Here is a 15,350-nt window from a genome sequence, read left to right as displayed (position 1 = left end):
GGGCGTTGTTCCTGTGGATGCCAGCGCGTTGGCCCGGGGATTTGATAAAGACCACAGAAACATCAACGCATGGCATCTGTCCTCGGGGAACCGGTATAATTGCCGCCCGTTCCATTCCTTATTGCCAATCAAGTGAGTCCGCGTGAAAGACATCGTACTGATCAACGTTTTCGGGGATGACAAACCCGGGGTGACCTCCTCGCTCGCGGCCGAGCTGTCCGGCTTCGGCGCCAGCATCCTGGATATCGGCCAGGCGGTGATTCACGATGATCTGGCGCTCGGCATGCTGGTGGCGCTGGAGCCCGGCCGGGCCACGGCCGAGACGTTGCAGAACGCCATTCGCTCCCGCGCCGACGATCTCGGGGTGCGGGTACGCTTTGAGAATATCGATCACCAGCGCTATCAGGAGTGGGTGGAGCAGCAGGGCAAGCCGCGGCATATCGTGACCCTGCTCTCCCGCCAGGTGATGGCCGAGCAGATTGCCGAGCTGACGGCGGTGACCGTGCGCCACGGGCTCAATATTGACCACATTAACCGCCTGTCCGGCCGTGTGCCGCTGGATGCGCTGGATACCCACAGCAGTGCCTGTGTGGAGTTTTCCGTGCGCGGCGCGCCGGCGGACACCCAGGCCCTTCGAGCGGACCTGATGGAGCTGTCCAACCGTCTGGAGGTGGATATTGCGTTTCAGAAGGACACCCCCTACCGGCGCAATCGCCGCCTGGTGTGTTTCGATATGGACTCCACCCTGATTGAGGCGGAGGTGATCGACGAGCTGGCCAAAGCCGCCGGCGTGGGTGATGAGGTGATTGCCATTACCGAAGCGGCCATGCGCGGGGAGCTGGATTTTCAGCAGAGTTTCGCCAAGCGCCTGAGCCTGCTCAAAGGGTTGGATGAGTCGGTGCTTGAGGGCATCGCTCGCAACCTGCGTCTGACCGAAGGGGCGGAGAAGTTGATCGCCACCTTGAAAAAGCTGGGTTACAAAACCGCGATTCTCTCGGGAGGCTTCGAGTACTTTGGCCGCTTTCTGCAGCAGCGTTTGGGTGTGGATTACGTGTACGCCAACGAGCTGGAGATTGTCGATGGCAAGGTGACCGGACAGGTATCGGGCACGGTGGTGGATGGCGCGCGCAAGGCGCAGCTACTCAAGCAGTTGGCCGAGCGCGAGGGCATTACCCCGGAGCAGGTGATTGCGGTGGGGGATGGCGCCAATGATCTGCCCATGTTGAACGCCGCCGGGTTGGGCATCGCGTTTCGCGCCAAGCCGTTGGTGAAGGCCTCGGCGGAGCATGCGATTTCGACCTTGGGGTTGGATGCGATTTTGTATTTGTTGGGCTTTCGGGATCGGGAGCATGGGGATTTGTCGTAGGTTGGTGACGGCGGATGTTCGGACAACGGTAACGGCGGATGCGCCTTCGGCTTATCCGCCCTACGGCCGAGCGCAGCGGTATAGATCCGCGTAGGGGCCGAGCGCAGCGATTAGACGCCGCATCCGCCGTCCCCCAACCATGAGTGCACGACAATCCGAAAATCCGCGTAGGGCGGATAAGGGCGAAGCCCGCATCCGCCGTTACCGTTGCCGAACTCAACTCTCCATATTGAAATCGTAATCCATCGACTTGCTCGGCTCCTGCAGATAATACCCCTGAATGTAATGCACCCCGGCCTGCCACAGGGTCGCCAACACGCTGGCGTTTTCCACAAAGGGCACCACCGTGGTCACGTCTTCCTCGTGCAACTTCTTGATCAGCTCTACCAGGGTATCCGGACTTTCATTGTTGTTCTGGATATCCTGGGTGAATGAGCCGTCCACTTTCACAAAGCCCAGTGGCACGTGTTTGAAGACGTTGTAGGGGTTGAGTGAGCAGCCAAACCCACTGATGCTCAGGCAGCTGTTGAATTTCTCCAGGTGCTTGGCGAACGCCTTGGCCGCGGTGAGGTGATTGGTGATATCCACCTCGCTGGCCTGGAAGACGATGGCATCGGTGGGCAGCTTGGCGGCCTTGAAAGCGACCCGCAGCCAGGGCGGCAGGCTGTCGTCGCACAGGGACTGGCCGCTCAGGTTGATGATCAGTTTGGTGTGGTTGCCCTTGTTGCGATGCTGGGACAGCATCTTGATCGACTCCAGAATCACCCAGCGATCGATCTTGTGAATCACGTTCATTTTCGCGGCGGCGTCGAGGAACTCCGTGGGGGAAACCTCTTCATCGTCGGCGTTGAGCAGGCGTAGCAACACTTCGTAGTACTCGTCGTCCGAGCCCCGCAGGTTGATGATCGGCTGGAACAGCAGGCGGAACCGGTCGTTGTCCAGAGCGTGCTGGACCTCGGCCATCACATCCCGCTCTTTGCGTTCATCGGCGGTCATTTCTGGCTCGTACAGACGCGCGGCGTTGCCCTGGTTTTCCGTGCGGACCTTCTCCATCGCACTGACCGCCTGCTCAATCACCGACTCGGCGCTGGAGCTGGTGTCGTTGATCAGAGAGACGCCGATGCTGGCGGTCAACTGAATGGTTTTGCCATCCACATCGACGATGTGGTCTTCGATGGCCTTGCAGACTTTCTCCGCCCGCATGACCGCGGCGTCGGGTTTGATGTTGGGCACGAGCAGAATAAAAGCGCTGTCACCGAAGCGGGCCAGCAGGTCACCATCCTGGGCGTGCTCACGCAGCAGTGCGGCGATGTCACTCAGGGCCATATCGGCACCGGCGACACCGAAAGCGGACTGGACCTGCTCGGCGTAGTGGTCGATATCGATATAGATCAGGCCGGCTTCCGCCGGCTGCTTGCCCGCCTCGCTGGTGAGCATCTTTTCCAGGCGATCCACCAGGTACTGGCGGTTGTACAGGCCGGTGGCCAGGTCCTGCCACTTGATCTGGGCGATCTGCGCTTCCAGCTCCTCGCTGGTCTCGGCGACGCCGGCGCGGGCCAGAAACTGGATGCAGGGCTCTTCGTCATAGGTGGCCCGGGACACTTCCAGGCTGATATGGGCGGTCTCGCCGTTGTGTTTGACCCCTTCGAACTCGACCTTGGTGGTCTCGGAGTCATCGCCCTTGAGGGTGAAGTTTTTCAGGAACTGCTTGAGCTGTTTGTGATCTTTCTCGGCCACCATGTCCATGATCGGCAGGCAGTCGATATCATCGCGATCCTCATAGCCGAACAGTTCGGCGAAGGATTCGTTGGCGTAGAGGTACAGGCCGTCCTGCACGTAGGCAATGGCATCCCGGGAGCTATCGAGCAGGGCCTGGCTGCGGCGCTCGGCTTCGCGGAAACGGCGGTCGGCGATGCGCCGTTGCTGGCGCTGCTCCCGGTTGTCCATTTCGCGCTGGATGACCAGCAGCAGGTGTTGGTCTTCGTCCAGGCGCACCACATCGGCCGCGCCGAGCTTCATCCCCTCGACCACGGCCGCGCTGCTTTCATCGTCGGTTTGCAGAACGACGGCGACATCGCGGTTCAGGCGCCGGATCTGCCGGATGGCGGCCTCGGGAGTGACATTGGTGGTCTTGTCATGACCGATGAGCAGGTCCCAGGTCTGCTCTTGTAGCAGCTTTCCCAGGCGTTCCTCACTGTCGACGTGCTGGGCGCGACTGGAGCGACCGGCGTTGTGGAGCATGCTGGTCAACCGCTCGGCCTCTGAGCGGGAGTCGTTCAAAATCAGCAGGCGGATTGTCTCGTTGGGATCCATAAAAGGTTACTGCACTCTCTTGCAAGCCTGACCCGTGTTTGTGAGGCCGCTCGGTCGATGAATGCTTCCGTGCGTCGGACAGGGGTTGTCATCCCTTTGATCCTGTTCGTTTCGGCTATATTAACTGATTGACAAATACCCTCAATACCAATGTTGATATATCCGCCAACAACCGTTCATTGATGGCGATATTTGTGAATCAGCCTTCTGTTCTCGGGGTGACGACGCTATAAATCGTCGCTGTCACCCGCATCGCTCTGGCCGGGCATCAGCTCACGAAACTCGAATTGGCTGATGGCGCCGGTGGAAAAGCGGCGCCGGGTGAGCTGTACGGTGACCTGGGTTCGATGATTGTCTTCCTGCTGACCGCTGTTGCGCCGGTACAGGCGCACCTTGCTGTATTCGTGAAAGGTGACCGCGTTGGTAATCAGGGTGGCCGGCTGGTTGATGGCTTTCAGCGGTGGAATTTCCAGGGCGCGCAAGAACTCCGATAGCCCGCCGGTTTTGTAGATCACCGCGGCCCCCAGGGGGGTCGCCTGGGGCGCGAGCGTCTGAACGCCAATCAGGGTGGACTCCCGGGATTGCTGTACCCAGCGCACCACCCCGATGCTCCATTTCAGCCGCCCCACTTCCTGAAGGCCCAGCAGTTCGCCGGCTTTCAGTTGCGTGGGCACCTGTTCGCGCCACTCCAGGCAGTAGCCCCCCAGGCTGACATCCACGATGGGCACCTGAAAGGTCGGGTGTTCGCCCCGGTAATCCTGCTGTTGGCGTTGGCGGATGTTGTTCTCAATATTGAAGGTGGCCAGGTGGTTGCCGGCCAGCTTGCCGCCGCCGGCATCGAACGCAGAGCCCCAGGGATCTGGTTCGGCGGTGGCGGCAGTGGGAAGGCGCCCACCAAATAGACTGTCGTCCTCCCGGTGTACATGGGTGGCCTGATTCATGAACAGCTTGAAGGGCTGGCCGCCGGCCATCTGGAAGTGCACGTTGGACAGGCCGATGGTGACATTCATCTGCCCGCCGCTGACGCGCCGTTCGAAGCTGCGCTGGGCGAGCAGGTGCCAGGAGTGGCTCAGGTGCTCGTTGAGCGAGAGCGTCAGCCCCAGGTTGTCCCGGCCGCCGCCCGGGCGAGTACCGAGCGATGCCCGGGCCTCTTCCAGCGCGGTGACCACCGGTCCGGTATCCAGCTCCCGGATGGCCCCGCCGGGGGCTTCGGGCAGACGGGACTTGTACAGAGGCGCACTGTCGCTGTCGAGCACGACGGCAAACAGGTTGTCTTCCTGTGCGGGATCGTAGGCCACCATGTGCGCCAGTGGAGCCAACTGCTCCAGGGCGTCGTAGGTGTTGCTGACCTCGGTCTGCCGCAGTTGGTTGGGACGGGCGCTGGCGAGCAGCAGCAGACGCTGGTAGCAGCGCTCGATGGTGTTGGTCTGCTGGTGGCCGGGAAGAGGTTCGGTCACTGGCTGGCGGTGGACCTGCCACGCCTCGGCCAGCTGGTACAGAGTATGAATTTCCAGCCACAGTCGGCTGGGAACCGGGGTGTACAGTTGGTAGCTGCGCAGTAGCAGAAGGCCCAGGCCGGTCATGGCCCGGTGCAGCGCCAGTGCGCGCTGGTTCTGCAAGGCCTCGGCATCACCTTTGGTGGCTTGCCCGAGCTCGCGCACCGTCACCAGATAGGCGTTGCTCATGTGCTTTTGCAGAGCCTGGGCGACGGTGGCGGTTTTGCGGGCGGTGTCGGGCAGGATCAGGGGCTGGTTAAGAAACTGCGGTGTCAGCCCCTGAATGGCCTGTTGAACCGCGGGGCGCAGTGCCTCAAGCATGTCCAGGCGTACCTGGGGGGTGGTTTTGAGCCGGCCGATTTCAGGCAGTGCTTTATACAGCAGGCTGCTCACGAAGCTGATGCGGGTCATGGGCAAGGCGCGCACCCAGTCGGCGACTTTGGCGGCCTTGGGGGCACAAAACGACAGTGTGTCCAGGTCCTGGGGCGGGACTTTGAAACGGTTCAGCAGCTCGTTCGGCGGCATGTCGGCGGTCATTCACTATCCTGTCTGAGGCGGCCGCCGCGGCACTGGGGGGCGGCGGTCCGGCTTGAATTGTCCTGACTATAGCAGATCGCTCCGCCGGTAGCAGATCGGGCGGCTCAGGCAATGGGGGTCTTGTTCGGCTCCCCGGCGATTTCCCGCACCAGCCGGGGTACCAGATAGCCGGGCAGCCGGGCGCGCAGGAGGTCCATCAGAGCACGTGCTTCAGCCTCAGGAACGTCAAAGTGGTGGGCGCCAGCAACCGGATCGAGCAGGTGCAGGTAATAGGGCAGGACGCCCCGGTCGAACAGCTCTTCGCTCAACGCGGCCAGCGTGGACGCCTGGTCGTTGATGCCGCGCAGCAGCACCGCCTGATTGAGCAGGGTGATGCCCGCCCCGCGCAGCCGGCCCAGCGCGGCCCCCACGCTGTCATCAAGCTCCCGGGGATGGTTGCTGTGAATCACCAATGTGGTCTGCAGGCCATGGCCGGTGAGCCAGTCCAGGCAGTCATCGTCAATCCGGTTGGGCAGCACGATTGGCAGGCGGGAGTGGACCCGCAGGCGTTTGACGTGGGGGATGGCTGCCACCCGCTCGGTCAGCCAGGCCAGTTGCCGGTCAGGAGCGTTGAGCGGGTCGCCGCCGCTGTAGATTACTTCGGTGATGCTCGGGTCGGCGGCGATGTAATCCAGCGCCTCCTGCCAGCGGGCCCGGCCGGGGTTGTTGTCGGCGTAGGGGAAGTGGCGACGAAAGCAGTAGCGGCAGTTGATCGCGCAGCCGCCGGACACAATCAGCAGCACCCGCCCGTGGTACTTGTGAATCAGCCCGGGATGGGGGTTGGCGTCGGCTTCGCCCAGCGGGTCCTGGCTGTAGCCCGGGGCCGCTTGAAGCTCCTCGCCCAGAGGCAGCACCTGGCGCAGCAATGGGTCGTCCGGGTCCCCTTTGCGCATCCGCTCGACAAAGGCGCGGGGCACCCGCAGGGCGAAGTCCTGGCTGGCGGCGAGGGCCGCCGGCAACTGGGCCGGGTCCAGTTCCAGCAGGGAGATCAACTCCTGGGGCGAGCGAATCAGGTCGGCGAGCTCGTTTTGCCAGCGGGAGGCACTTTTGCCGGCAGGGGCCTGCCAAGTGGCAGCGGTTCGATGTATCATGTGCGCCTTTTAATCCAGAGAAGCGAGAGGGCGTAATGGCCACCTATTCTATCAACGATTTCCGCGTCGGTCTGAAAGTCATGCTCGATGGCGACCCCTGTAACATTGTCGAGAACGAGCTGGTCAAGCCGGGCAAGGGTCAGGCCTTTAACCGGGTCAAGCTGCGCAACCTGAAAACCGGGCGCGTGTGGGAGCGTACCTTCCGTGGCAGCGAGAACCTCGAAGGCGCTGATGTGACTGACCTGGATATGGAATACCTGTACAACGACGGTGAGTTCTGGCACTTCATGGAGCCGACCACCTTTGAGCAACACCAGGCAGACAAGAGCGCCGTGGGCGACTCGGCCAAGTGGCTCAAGGAGCAGGACAAGTGCGTGATCACCCTGTTCAACGGCGCGCCGCTGGCGGTGACCCCGCCCAACCACGTGGAGCTGGAAGTGACCGAAACCGATCCGGGCCTGAAGGGCGACACCGCCCAGGGCGGCACCAAGCCGGCGACCCTGAGCACCGGTGCCGTGGTGAAGGTACCGTTGTTCATGAACGTGGGCGATGTGGTCCGTGTGGACACCCGCACCGGCGAATACCTGGGGCGTGCGTCCAAAGACTGATGTCCGCCTCCACCACCCGACGTCGGTCGGGTGGTGCTTTCCTTTCTCCTCCCTGATGTTCCGCCCATGACTGATTGGCAGCCTTCCGCCTCACTGGAACTTGTGCGTCTGCGTGCGAGTGTGTACCAGCGTATCCGGCAATTCTTTGCCGAGCGCGAGGTGCTGGAAATTGAAGCGCCGGTGATGGGCGCCGCGGCGGTGACCGACCCGTTTATCGACTCGGTCACCGCTCAGTGCGCGGGACGCACCTACTATCTGCAGACCTCACCGGAATTTGCCATGAAGCGCCTGCTGGCGGCGGGGGCGGGGCCGATCTACGCCCTGGGCAAAGTGTTTCGCAACGGTGAGCGGGGGCGCAAACACAACCCGGAGTTCACTCTGCTTGAGTGGTATCGCACCGGGTGGGATGACCGGGCGCTGATGGGGGAAGTTCAGGCACTCATCGAGTTGTTGATACCGGGCCTGGACGTGACCTACCTGAGCTATCGCCAGTGGTTTGAGCGGCACCTGCAGATCGATCCGCACACCGCCTCGGTGGCTGAGCTGGCGGCGCTGGCAAAAGCGCGAATCACTATCGAGGCGGAGGACGAGGATCGGGACTTCTGGCTCGATCTGCTGGTGACCCATGAGCTGGAGGCCTCCCTCGGCGACGGCCTGACCTTTGTGTACGACTATCCCGCCAGTCAGGCCGCCCTGGCCCGCCTGGCCACCGACGACCAGGGGCAGACTGTGGCCCGGCGCTTTGAGGCGTTTATCGGCGGCATGGAGTTGGCCAATGGGTATTGGGAGCTGACCGATGCCGACGAGTTGCGCGGTCGCTTCCTCGCCGATCAGCAAAAGCGCCGTGCCCTGGGTTTACCGGTCTACCCTTCGGATGACAAACTGCTCGCCGCCATGGCCGCCGGCCTGCCGGACAGCGCCGGCGTGGCTCTGGGGGTGGATCGGTTGCTGATGTGCTTGAGCGGCGCGTCCCATATTGCCGATGTCCTGGCCTTCGACGTTGATCGTCTGTAACGCAGGAAACTGTCATCATAGCGTCATACTATGACGACATTAGCTTGTGAACCGCCTGGCACCTGATACGCTTAATAGTAGGTGCCGGTAGTTCCCTGTGGGCTGCACGTTGAGACAAACAAAAGCGCGTGCAGACGGGACGACACCCTCACAACGACAATTCAGTGAGGTAGGCCGTCATGCAGATTATTTACGACGAGTCGATTCCCGCCAACGACCAGCCCCTGGTCATGACTCGAGGCGATCACGAACGGGTAGAGATGCATCTACGCCAGGATGAGCAGCGACATTACACGCTGTTCGCCTTCGCCGGAGATCATCGCCGGCCGGCGAGAACCCAGCAGCAGGGCCCCTATCACTGCCTGGGTCAGGCCAATGGCGCCCGGCGGGCGATAGCCGCCGCTTTGCGAGTTCAGGGCTACCGGGTCAGTGATGATGTTCACCCCGTGTGGTGCCTGGAGGCTCAGCGGTGTATCAATGCCCTGCGGGACGCACACCAGCAGTTTCCGGTCAGCTACAAATTTGATCCCAAGGACGTCTACCTGGATTGGTAGGCGCGGAACTAGCGCTCACCGTCGTCGGGCGTGGTAGATACGCCCAGGCGAGCCGCCTGACGGCGCCAGCGACGTCGGGCCAGTTCCTGCATGTCCCGGGTTTTGTCTTTTTCGTCCACGATTTCCAGTCCGAGCAGTGCTTCCAGCACATCCTCAAGGGTGATGATGCCCACTACCGAACCGTATTCCGTCACCACCAGAATGATGTGCGTCTGCTCGCGCAGAAACTCTTCCAGGGCCTGGGTCAGTGGCATGCTGTCGAGCAGCGCGGGAATGGCGCGGCGATGACGTCGCAAAAGCTGATCGCCTTCGCCCCGGGCCTCCGCCAGTAGCAGGTCATCCAGCAGCACAATCCCGTTGATATTGTCCGGGTCACCGGCATACACCGGAATGCGGGAAAAGGGCACCGAGTGGTGACTGGTCAGAAAGTCGTGAATGCTCTGCTCCTCGTCCGCCGAGAACAAAACGGTGCGAGGCGTCATGGCGTCCTTGATCGGCGTGTGGCGCAACAGGAGCAGATTTTTGAGGATGCCTGATTCTCGCTCGTCCAGATGGCCCTCTTCCGAGCTCAGGTCGGCCATGACCGTCAGCTCGTGCCGATCGAGCCCGGCCGACTGACTGCCACCCCGGGTGATCAGGCGGGTGATGAACTCGGACAGCTTGATAAACGGGTAGAGCACAATGATCAGGTAGTGCAGACCGTAGGCGGTCATTGGGGCGAGTGAACGCCAGTAATAAGCGCCCAGTGTTTTGGGCACAATTTCCGACAACACCAGAATGAGCAAGGTCAGTACTGCCGAGAACAGACCCAGGTAGGCGCTACCAAAAACGACCGTCGCCTGGGCGCCGGCCCCGGCGGCGCCCGCGGTGTGAGCGATGGTGTTCAGGGTCAGAATCGCGGCCAGGGGACGATCGATGGTGGCTTTCAGTTCGGCCAATAACAGGCCGGAGCGCTTGCCCTCCTGCTGCTTCAGGCTGGTGTAGGCCGTGGTCACGCTGAGCAGTACCGCTTCGGCCACCGAGCACAGGAACGAGATACCCAGGGCGATCAGAACGTAGACTATCAGCAGTGTCATGGTATGACTCGGGTCGGATAATGGCGTGTTGTGCCGGATGATAACAGGCACTCGATGGCCTGCCCATAGGAGGGGTTATACGGCGGGCGGCGCCGATTGAAGCTTATGTTTTGGGATAGTTTTCGGAGGCGGCGCGGATCTGATTGCCGCCGGCTTCCTTGGCCTGATACATCGCCTGATCCGCAGCGCGAATCAGGTCGGCGTCGGTGAGGGCATCGTGCGGGTATAGCGCCAGGCCAATGCTGGTGGAAATGTGCATGGGAATCTGTCGGACCTGAAATGGCTGGGCACAGGCGTGACGGATTTTCTCTGCCACCATGTGGGCTTCCTCGGGGCCGGTTATGTCGTCCAGCAGAACCACAAACTCATCGCCGCCCATGCGGGCGACGGTGTCCGCCGCGCGCAGGTTGACGGTCATGGCCTGGGATACCTGCTTGAGCAGCTCGTCACCCAGTTCATGCCCGTAGTGATCGTTCACCACTTTGAAGTCATCCAGGTCGATGAACATCAGGGCCAGTTGCGTGCGGTGGCGTTGAGCGCTGCGCAGCGCCTGCTCCAGCCGGTCGGCGAACAGGGCCCGGTTGGGCAGGTTGGTGAGCGGGTCGTGCTGGGCCATGTGGCGCATGTGTTCTTCAATCTGTTTGCGCTCGGTCACATCGCTGATAAACCCGTACCACCGGGTGGTACCGTCTTCCAGCCGTTCCGGCTGGGCATTGCCTTCAAGCCAGTGCATTCCCTGAATGGGTAGTACCACCCGGAACTCGGTATGCCAGGTGGTAAGGTGGCGAGCGGATTGGATGATCGAGGCAAACAGGTCGTTGTAATCTTCGGGGTGCACCCGATCGAAGACCGCCTGGATATCCTCGCTGGCCTCGGTGGGCGTGATTTCCAGGTACTCCTCAATGCGCCGACTGGAAAAGGGCATGCGAAAGCGACCGTCCGGGGCCATTTCGAACTGGTAAATGACCCCCGGGGCCTGAGCGGTCAGATTGTCCAGCAGCTGAATCCGCTCCAGGGTTGCCTCGCCCTCGGCCCGGGCCTTGTACACCTGGCCGATCTGATAGCTGACCACCTGGGCGAGCAGCAATACCTCGATCAACACCGCCACCATGCCCAGGTGCTCGACCAGAAAGATCGGGTTGCTGGTGCTCTTCATGGAGATGGCCAGCAGCGCCGGCACCGCAAAGGCGGCGTTGGCAAACAGGTACAAGCGGGCCACCTTGCTCCCCTGAAGGCTGCGCGCCACGCCACAGGTCAGTCCGTACAATGCAAAAATCGCGACCCCGACCCGACAGAATTCAAGCGACCAGTTGGGCGCGAACAACGCCAGGGGCCAGAAGCTGACCAACACCCCGATCGCCGTCATGCCCAGCCAGAACAGCGCCGGGTGGGTGTCTCGGCTTATGCGCAACAGGCGCATGACAAACCCGATATAGACGACGTTTGAAAACAGAATGGGGGTGCTGATCAGGTAGAACCAGGTCCAGCCGAACAACTGGCTATACACCAACAGGGCGGCGCCGTTGTAGAGCAGGTTGCCGAGGATGAACAGAGCGTACAGCAGGTCTGTGCGGGATTGTCGCCACACCGCCATGACGGCGTAATAGAACATCAGGGCGAAAAAGATACCCAGACCGACCAGGGTCAGGCTCTGGGTCAGGGGAATGCGGCGCTCGTAGTCCTGACGGTCAAACAGGTGGGGCTCGGGCAGGGCCAGGTAGAATGGGCTCTCCATCCGGGTGAGGATCCGGTACTTGCCGGCGGGCAGCTCCAGAGAGCGGCCGTGGCGCAGGAAGTACTGGTAATCCTGATTCTGCTGCAGGCCTCCGCTGAGCGTCATGAACAGTCGGTCGTCGCCGTCGTAGATGCGGTGCACAAATTCATTGAGGGTGGATGAGCTCGCAAAATCCAGTACCAACTCGGCGGGTGCATCCAGCGTCACGTCCAGTTCGTACCAGAGAACACCACCGCCGGCCGGTTGGACGGAAACCGTGTTCAGTTGGTGGCGGGGTGGCGCCGAGATCGAGAGGTCGCTGTCGGGGGGCAGCTCGACCCAGCGGCCGGTCTGGTGCAGAGAAGTGCCGGGCTCGGCGGCGGCCAGCGGTGCCCACAGCGTGAGCAGGCTGAGGCAAAGCCCGACAACAAATGACACTCTCAGCAAGCAGACGTCCTCGTGATATTCGGTGGCTCGGATGGGTGGCGGTCGGGACCACTGTAACAAGCATTGGCCAGAATTGGCGCGCTGGCAAATGGATTCGGTATCCGGGCCCAAAGGAGAGCGCCTGCGCGCTGCCCGCCAGGATGGCGCATTTTTCATGTCTTGGGGCAAAATAGCAAGGGTTATGAACCCTGTGCAGAAACTGAACGCCATCGCTGAACCCCGCTGTGGTCGTGGTCTGCGCCAGTTACCCAGCATTCATTCACACCCTTTTACACAGATTCTGTGGATAGCGTCTGGCCTGTGGATATCTTGTGTGGCGCTGCTCACTTCGCAAGATTACGTTAGAATGGCCCGCTAACTGACCATTTGGAGGTAGCTTTATGGAAACCCTGCCCGAGACTTTACGGGAAAATGTTCGGCTGTTGGGCGAATTACTGGGGGATACGGTTCGCGACCACGAAGGCGAGGACCTGTTCCAGAAAATCGAAGACATCCGCCAACTGGGCAAAGCCATTCAACAATCCGAAGAAGAGGACTCCACGCCTCTGGTGGAGCGGCTGGGCGAGTTGAACGATCGGGATATTCTGCCGATTGTGCGCGCCTTCAATCAGTTTCTGAATCTGGCCAACATCGCCGATCAGGAGTATTCCGCCAGTGCCGAAGCGGAGCCCGACGACGGCCTGAAGAGTCTGCTGCTCGAGCTGAAAGACACCTACGGGCAGGAGCGTCTGAGCGAGGTCATCGGCGACCTGAATATTCAGTTGGTGCTCACCGCACACCCCACGGAAGTGACCCGGCGCACCCTGATTCGCAAATACGACCAGATTGTTCACACCCTGAGCGACCGCCAGCGCGGCAACCTGCTGACCTACGAGCAGGATAAGCACCGCGGCCGGCTGCACCGGCTGGTGGAAGAGATCTGGAGCACCGATGAAATCCGCTCTGAGCGGCCCACAGCGGTGGATGAGGCCAAGTGGGGCTTTGCGGTTATCGAGAACAGCCTGTGGCAGGCGGTGCCGGACTTCATTCGTCACCTGGACCGGCTCTGCTGCCGTCATCTCGACCACTGCCTGCCGGTCGACCTGCAACCGTTCAGCTTTTACTCCTGGATGGGCGGCGACCGGGACGGCAACCCCAATGTGACCCACCGCGTGACCCGCGAAGTCCTGTTGCTCGGCCGCTGGATGGCCGCGGACCTGTACCTGAAGGATATTCAGAGCCTGAGCAACGATTTGAGCATGCACGAGGCTGGTGCCGAACTGAGTGCCCGTTTCCCGGGCAGTGTCACGCCCTATCGGGATCTGCTCAGTGAGCTGCGCCAGCGTCTGCAGGCCACCCTGGAGTGGACCGAGGCGCGCCTGGAGGGCCGCTCTCCCGAATGGAACGATGCGGTGATCACCGAGCGCAAAGACCTGCTCGAGCCCTTGCTGATGTGCTTCGAGTCGCTGCGCGAAGTGGGCTTCCCGCACATCGCCAACGGCCCGGTATTGGATAACATACGCCGGGTGCAGAGCTTTGGTATCAACCTGGTGCCGCTGGATATTCGTCAGGATGGTGAGCGCCATGTGAAGGCGATGGACGAGCTGACCCAGTATCTGGAGCTGGGCAGCTACCTGGAGTGGAGCGAAGAGCAGCGGCAGGAATTTTTGCTCGAGCAGCTCAACAACAAGCGCCCATTGCTGCCAACGCACTGGCCCATGAGCGAGGAAACCGAAGAGGTGCTGGCCACCTGCAAGGTGATCGCTCAGGAGCCCCGGGAGACCCTGTCACACTACGTGATTTCCATGGCCCAACAACCGTCGGACGTGATGGTGGTGGCGCTGCTGCTGCGCGAATGTGGCATGACCTGGAATATGCCCATCGTGCCGCTGTTTGAAACCCTGGACGACCTGGATCGGGCGCCCGAGGTGATGGGGCGGCTGTGGCAGATTCCCTGGTACCAGGAATACACCGGCGCCCGCCAGACCGTGATGATCGGCTACTCCGACTCCGCCAAGGACGCCGGCAAATTCGCCGCGACCTGGGCCCAGTACAAGGCGCAGGAAAAGCTGGTAAACATTGCCGAGCAACAGAACGTCAAGCTGGTCCTGTTCCACGGCCGCGGCGGCACCGTCGGTCGCGGTGGCGGCCCGGTGGAGAAAGCCATGGCCTCCCAGCCGCCAGGCTCGGTGAAAGGGCAGATCCGGGTAACCGAGCAGGGCGAGATGATCCGCTACAAGTTCGGCCAGTCCCGCGTGGCGTTCAGCAGCTTCTCCACCTATGTGTCGGCCACCCTTCGGGCGACCCTGATGCCGCACAAGGGGCCGTCCCAGGAGTGGCGGGACCTGATCGAGCGCATGGCCCAGAGCAGCCTGGAGGCCTACCGCAATGTGGTGCGCGGCCATCCGAAGTTCGTGCCCTATTTCCGCAGCCTGACACCGGAGCAAGAGCTGAACCTCCTGGCCCTGGGCAGTCGCCCGGCCAAGCGCAAGGCCACCGGTGGGGTGGACAGCCTGCGGGCCATCCCCTGGGTGTTTGCCTGGATGCAGGTGCGTCTGAACCTGCCCTCCTGGCTCGGTACCCGCCAGGCGCTGGAATACGCATTGGAGAATGCGCCATCCACTCTGGTGGATATGCTGGAAAACTGGTCGTTCTTCTCCAGTTTCCTGGACCTGCTGGAAATGGTGGTGGGCAAGGCCGACCTGCCGATCTGCAGCTATTACGAGAAAGAGCTGGTGCCATCGGAGCTGCATGGTCTGGGGCAGCAACTGCGGGCGGACCTGAGCGCGCTGGAAGTGCTGATCAACCGGATCAAACACCAGGACGAACTGCTGAGCGAAGAGCCAATGCTGCAGCGCGCCCTGCGGGTGCGCAAACCCTACATGGACCCGCTGAGCTATCTGCAGGTTGAATTGCTCAAGCGCTATCGCAGCGGCAAGGAAATCAGTCCGGAGCTGGAAAAGGCGCTCAAAGTGACCATGGCGGGTATCGCCGCGGGCATGCGCAACACCGGCTGATCCCGCGACCCGGCTTTGTGTCACCCCCGACGTTGGTCGGTAGGGTGGCATAAGGCCAAAGGCCGTCATCCACCAAGGCCCCTCTGTCACGACGCGTCG

At 61.8% G+C, this 15,350-nt stretch carries 10 protein-coding genes; 5 read left to right on the top strand and 5 right to left on the bottom strand.

Annotation, left to right across the window (positions count from 1 at the left end; translation table 11 throughout):
• Positions 1-142: 142 nt before the first annotated feature.
• Positions 143-1,366 carry a phosphoserine phosphatase SerB gene (gene serB, locus N645_RS0109590; protein ID WP_024461293.1) on the top strand — a complete coding sequence of 408 codons (1,224 nt, stop codon included), beginning with the start codon at positions 143-145 and terminating at the stop codon, positions 1,364-1,366.
• Between the two features lie 216 nt (positions 1,367-1,582).
• Here the strand turns inward: serB and N645_RS0109585 are convergent, their stop codons facing one another.
• From N645_RS0109585 to epmB, 3 genes are all read right to left on the bottom strand, one after another.
• Complete coding sequence (locus N645_RS0109585) at positions 1,583-3,679, bottom strand: EAL domain-containing protein (RefSeq protein ID WP_024461292.1); 2,097 nt, start codon at positions 3,677-3,679, stop codon at positions 1,583-1,585.
• A 227-nt stretch (positions 3,680-3,906) separates the two neighbouring features.
• On the bottom strand, positions 3,907-5,712 hold the full coding sequence (locus N645_RS0109580; protein ID WP_024461291.1) for a hypothetical protein: 1,806 nt from the start codon (positions 5,710-5,712) through the stop codon (positions 3,907-3,909).
• A 104-nt stretch (positions 5,713-5,816) separates the two neighbouring features.
• Complete coding sequence (gene epmB / locus N645_RS0109575) at positions 5,817-6,842, bottom strand: EF-P beta-lysylation protein EpmB (protein WP_024461290.1); 1,026 nt, start codon at positions 6,840-6,842, stop codon at positions 5,817-5,819.
• 35 nt (positions 6,843-6,877) lie between these two features.
• On the opposite strand from epmB, the gene efp reads away from it, so the two are divergent.
• From efp to N645_RS0109560, 3 genes are all read left to right on the top strand, one after another.
• Positions 6,878-7,450 carry an elongation factor P gene (gene efp, locus N645_RS0109570; protein ID WP_024461289.1) on the top strand — a complete coding sequence of 191 codons (573 nt, stop codon included), beginning with the start codon at positions 6,878-6,880 and terminating at the stop codon, positions 7,448-7,450.
• A 66-nt stretch (positions 7,451-7,516) separates the two neighbouring features.
• On the top strand, positions 7,517-8,464 hold the full coding sequence (epmA, locus tag N645_RS0109565) for an EF-P lysine aminoacylase EpmA (RefSeq protein WP_024461288.1): 948 nt from the start codon (positions 7,517-7,519) through the stop codon (positions 8,462-8,464).
• Between the two features lie 179 nt (positions 8,465-8,643).
• Positions 8,644-9,018, top strand: coding sequence for a hypothetical protein (locus N645_RS0109560; RefSeq protein ID WP_024461287.1), 375 nt, complete (start codon positions 8,644-8,646; stop codon positions 9,016-9,018).
• Positions 9,019-9,026: 8 nt separating this feature from the next.
• On the opposite strand, the gene N645_RS0109555 is transcribed toward N645_RS0109560, so the two are convergent.
• Together N645_RS0109555 and N645_RS17470 are read right to left on the bottom strand one after the other, a co-directional pair.
• Complete coding sequence (locus N645_RS0109555) at positions 9,027-10,094, bottom strand: CNNM domain-containing protein (RefSeq protein WP_024461286.1); 1,068 nt, start codon at positions 10,092-10,094, stop codon at positions 9,027-9,029.
• 103 nt (positions 10,095-10,197) lie between these two features.
• Positions 10,198-12,246, bottom strand: coding sequence for a diguanylate cyclase (locus N645_RS17470; protein ID WP_024461285.1), 2,049 nt, complete (start codon positions 12,244-12,246; stop codon positions 10,198-10,200).
• A gap of 389 nt (positions 12,247-12,635) precedes the next feature.
• Between N645_RS17470 and ppc the strand changes: the two genes are divergently transcribed.
• Positions 12,636-15,251: a phosphoenolpyruvate carboxylase gene (gene ppc / locus N645_RS0109545; RefSeq protein WP_024461284.1), complete on the top strand. Its 2,616-nt coding sequence runs from the start codon at positions 12,636-12,638 to the stop codon at positions 15,249-15,251.
• Positions 15,252-15,350 lie beyond the last annotated feature (99 nt).

The sequence above is a fragment of the Marinimicrobium sp. LS-A18 genome, from assembly GCF_000463525.1.
Taxonomy (GTDB): Bacteria; Pseudomonadota; Gammaproteobacteria; order Pseudomonadales; family Cellvibrionaceae; genus Marinimicrobium; species Marinimicrobium koreense.
Note: the sequence above shows the minus strand (reverse complement) of the source record. Positions and strands in the feature narration are given on the sequence as shown.

What these genes read in the sequence shown, in the direction of transcription:
- N645_RS0109580 (WP_024461291.1), bottom strand. Translation starts at nt 5,712, where the DNA reads ATGACCGCCGACATGCCGCCGAACGAGCTGCTGAACCGTTTCAAAGTC.
- N645_RS0109555 (WP_024461286.1), bottom strand. Translation starts at nt 10,094, where the DNA reads ATGACACTGCTGATAGTCTACGTTCTGATCGCCCTGGGTATCTCGTTC.
- ppc (WP_024461284.1), top strand. Translation starts at nt 12,636, where the DNA reads ATGGAAACCCTGCCCGAGACTTTACGGGAAAATGTTCGGCTGTTGGGC.
- N645_RS0109560 (WP_024461287.1), top strand. Translation starts at nt 8,644, where the DNA reads ATGCAGATTATTTACGACGAGTCGATTCCCGCCAACGACCAGCCCCTG.
- epmA (WP_024461288.1), top strand. Translation starts at nt 7,517, where the DNA reads ATGACTGATTGGCAGCCTTCCGCCTCACTGGAACTTGTGCGTCTGCGT.
- N645_RS0109585 (WP_024461292.1), bottom strand. Translation starts at nt 3,679, where the DNA reads ATGGATCCCAACGAGACAATCCGCCTGCTGATTTTGAACGACTCCCGC.
- epmB (WP_024461290.1), bottom strand. Translation starts at nt 6,842, where the DNA reads ATGATACATCGAACCGCTGCCACTTGGCAGGCCCCTGCCGGCAAAAGT.
- efp (WP_024461289.1), top strand. Translation starts at nt 6,878, where the DNA reads ATGGCCACCTATTCTATCAACGATTTCCGCGTCGGTCTGAAAGTCATG.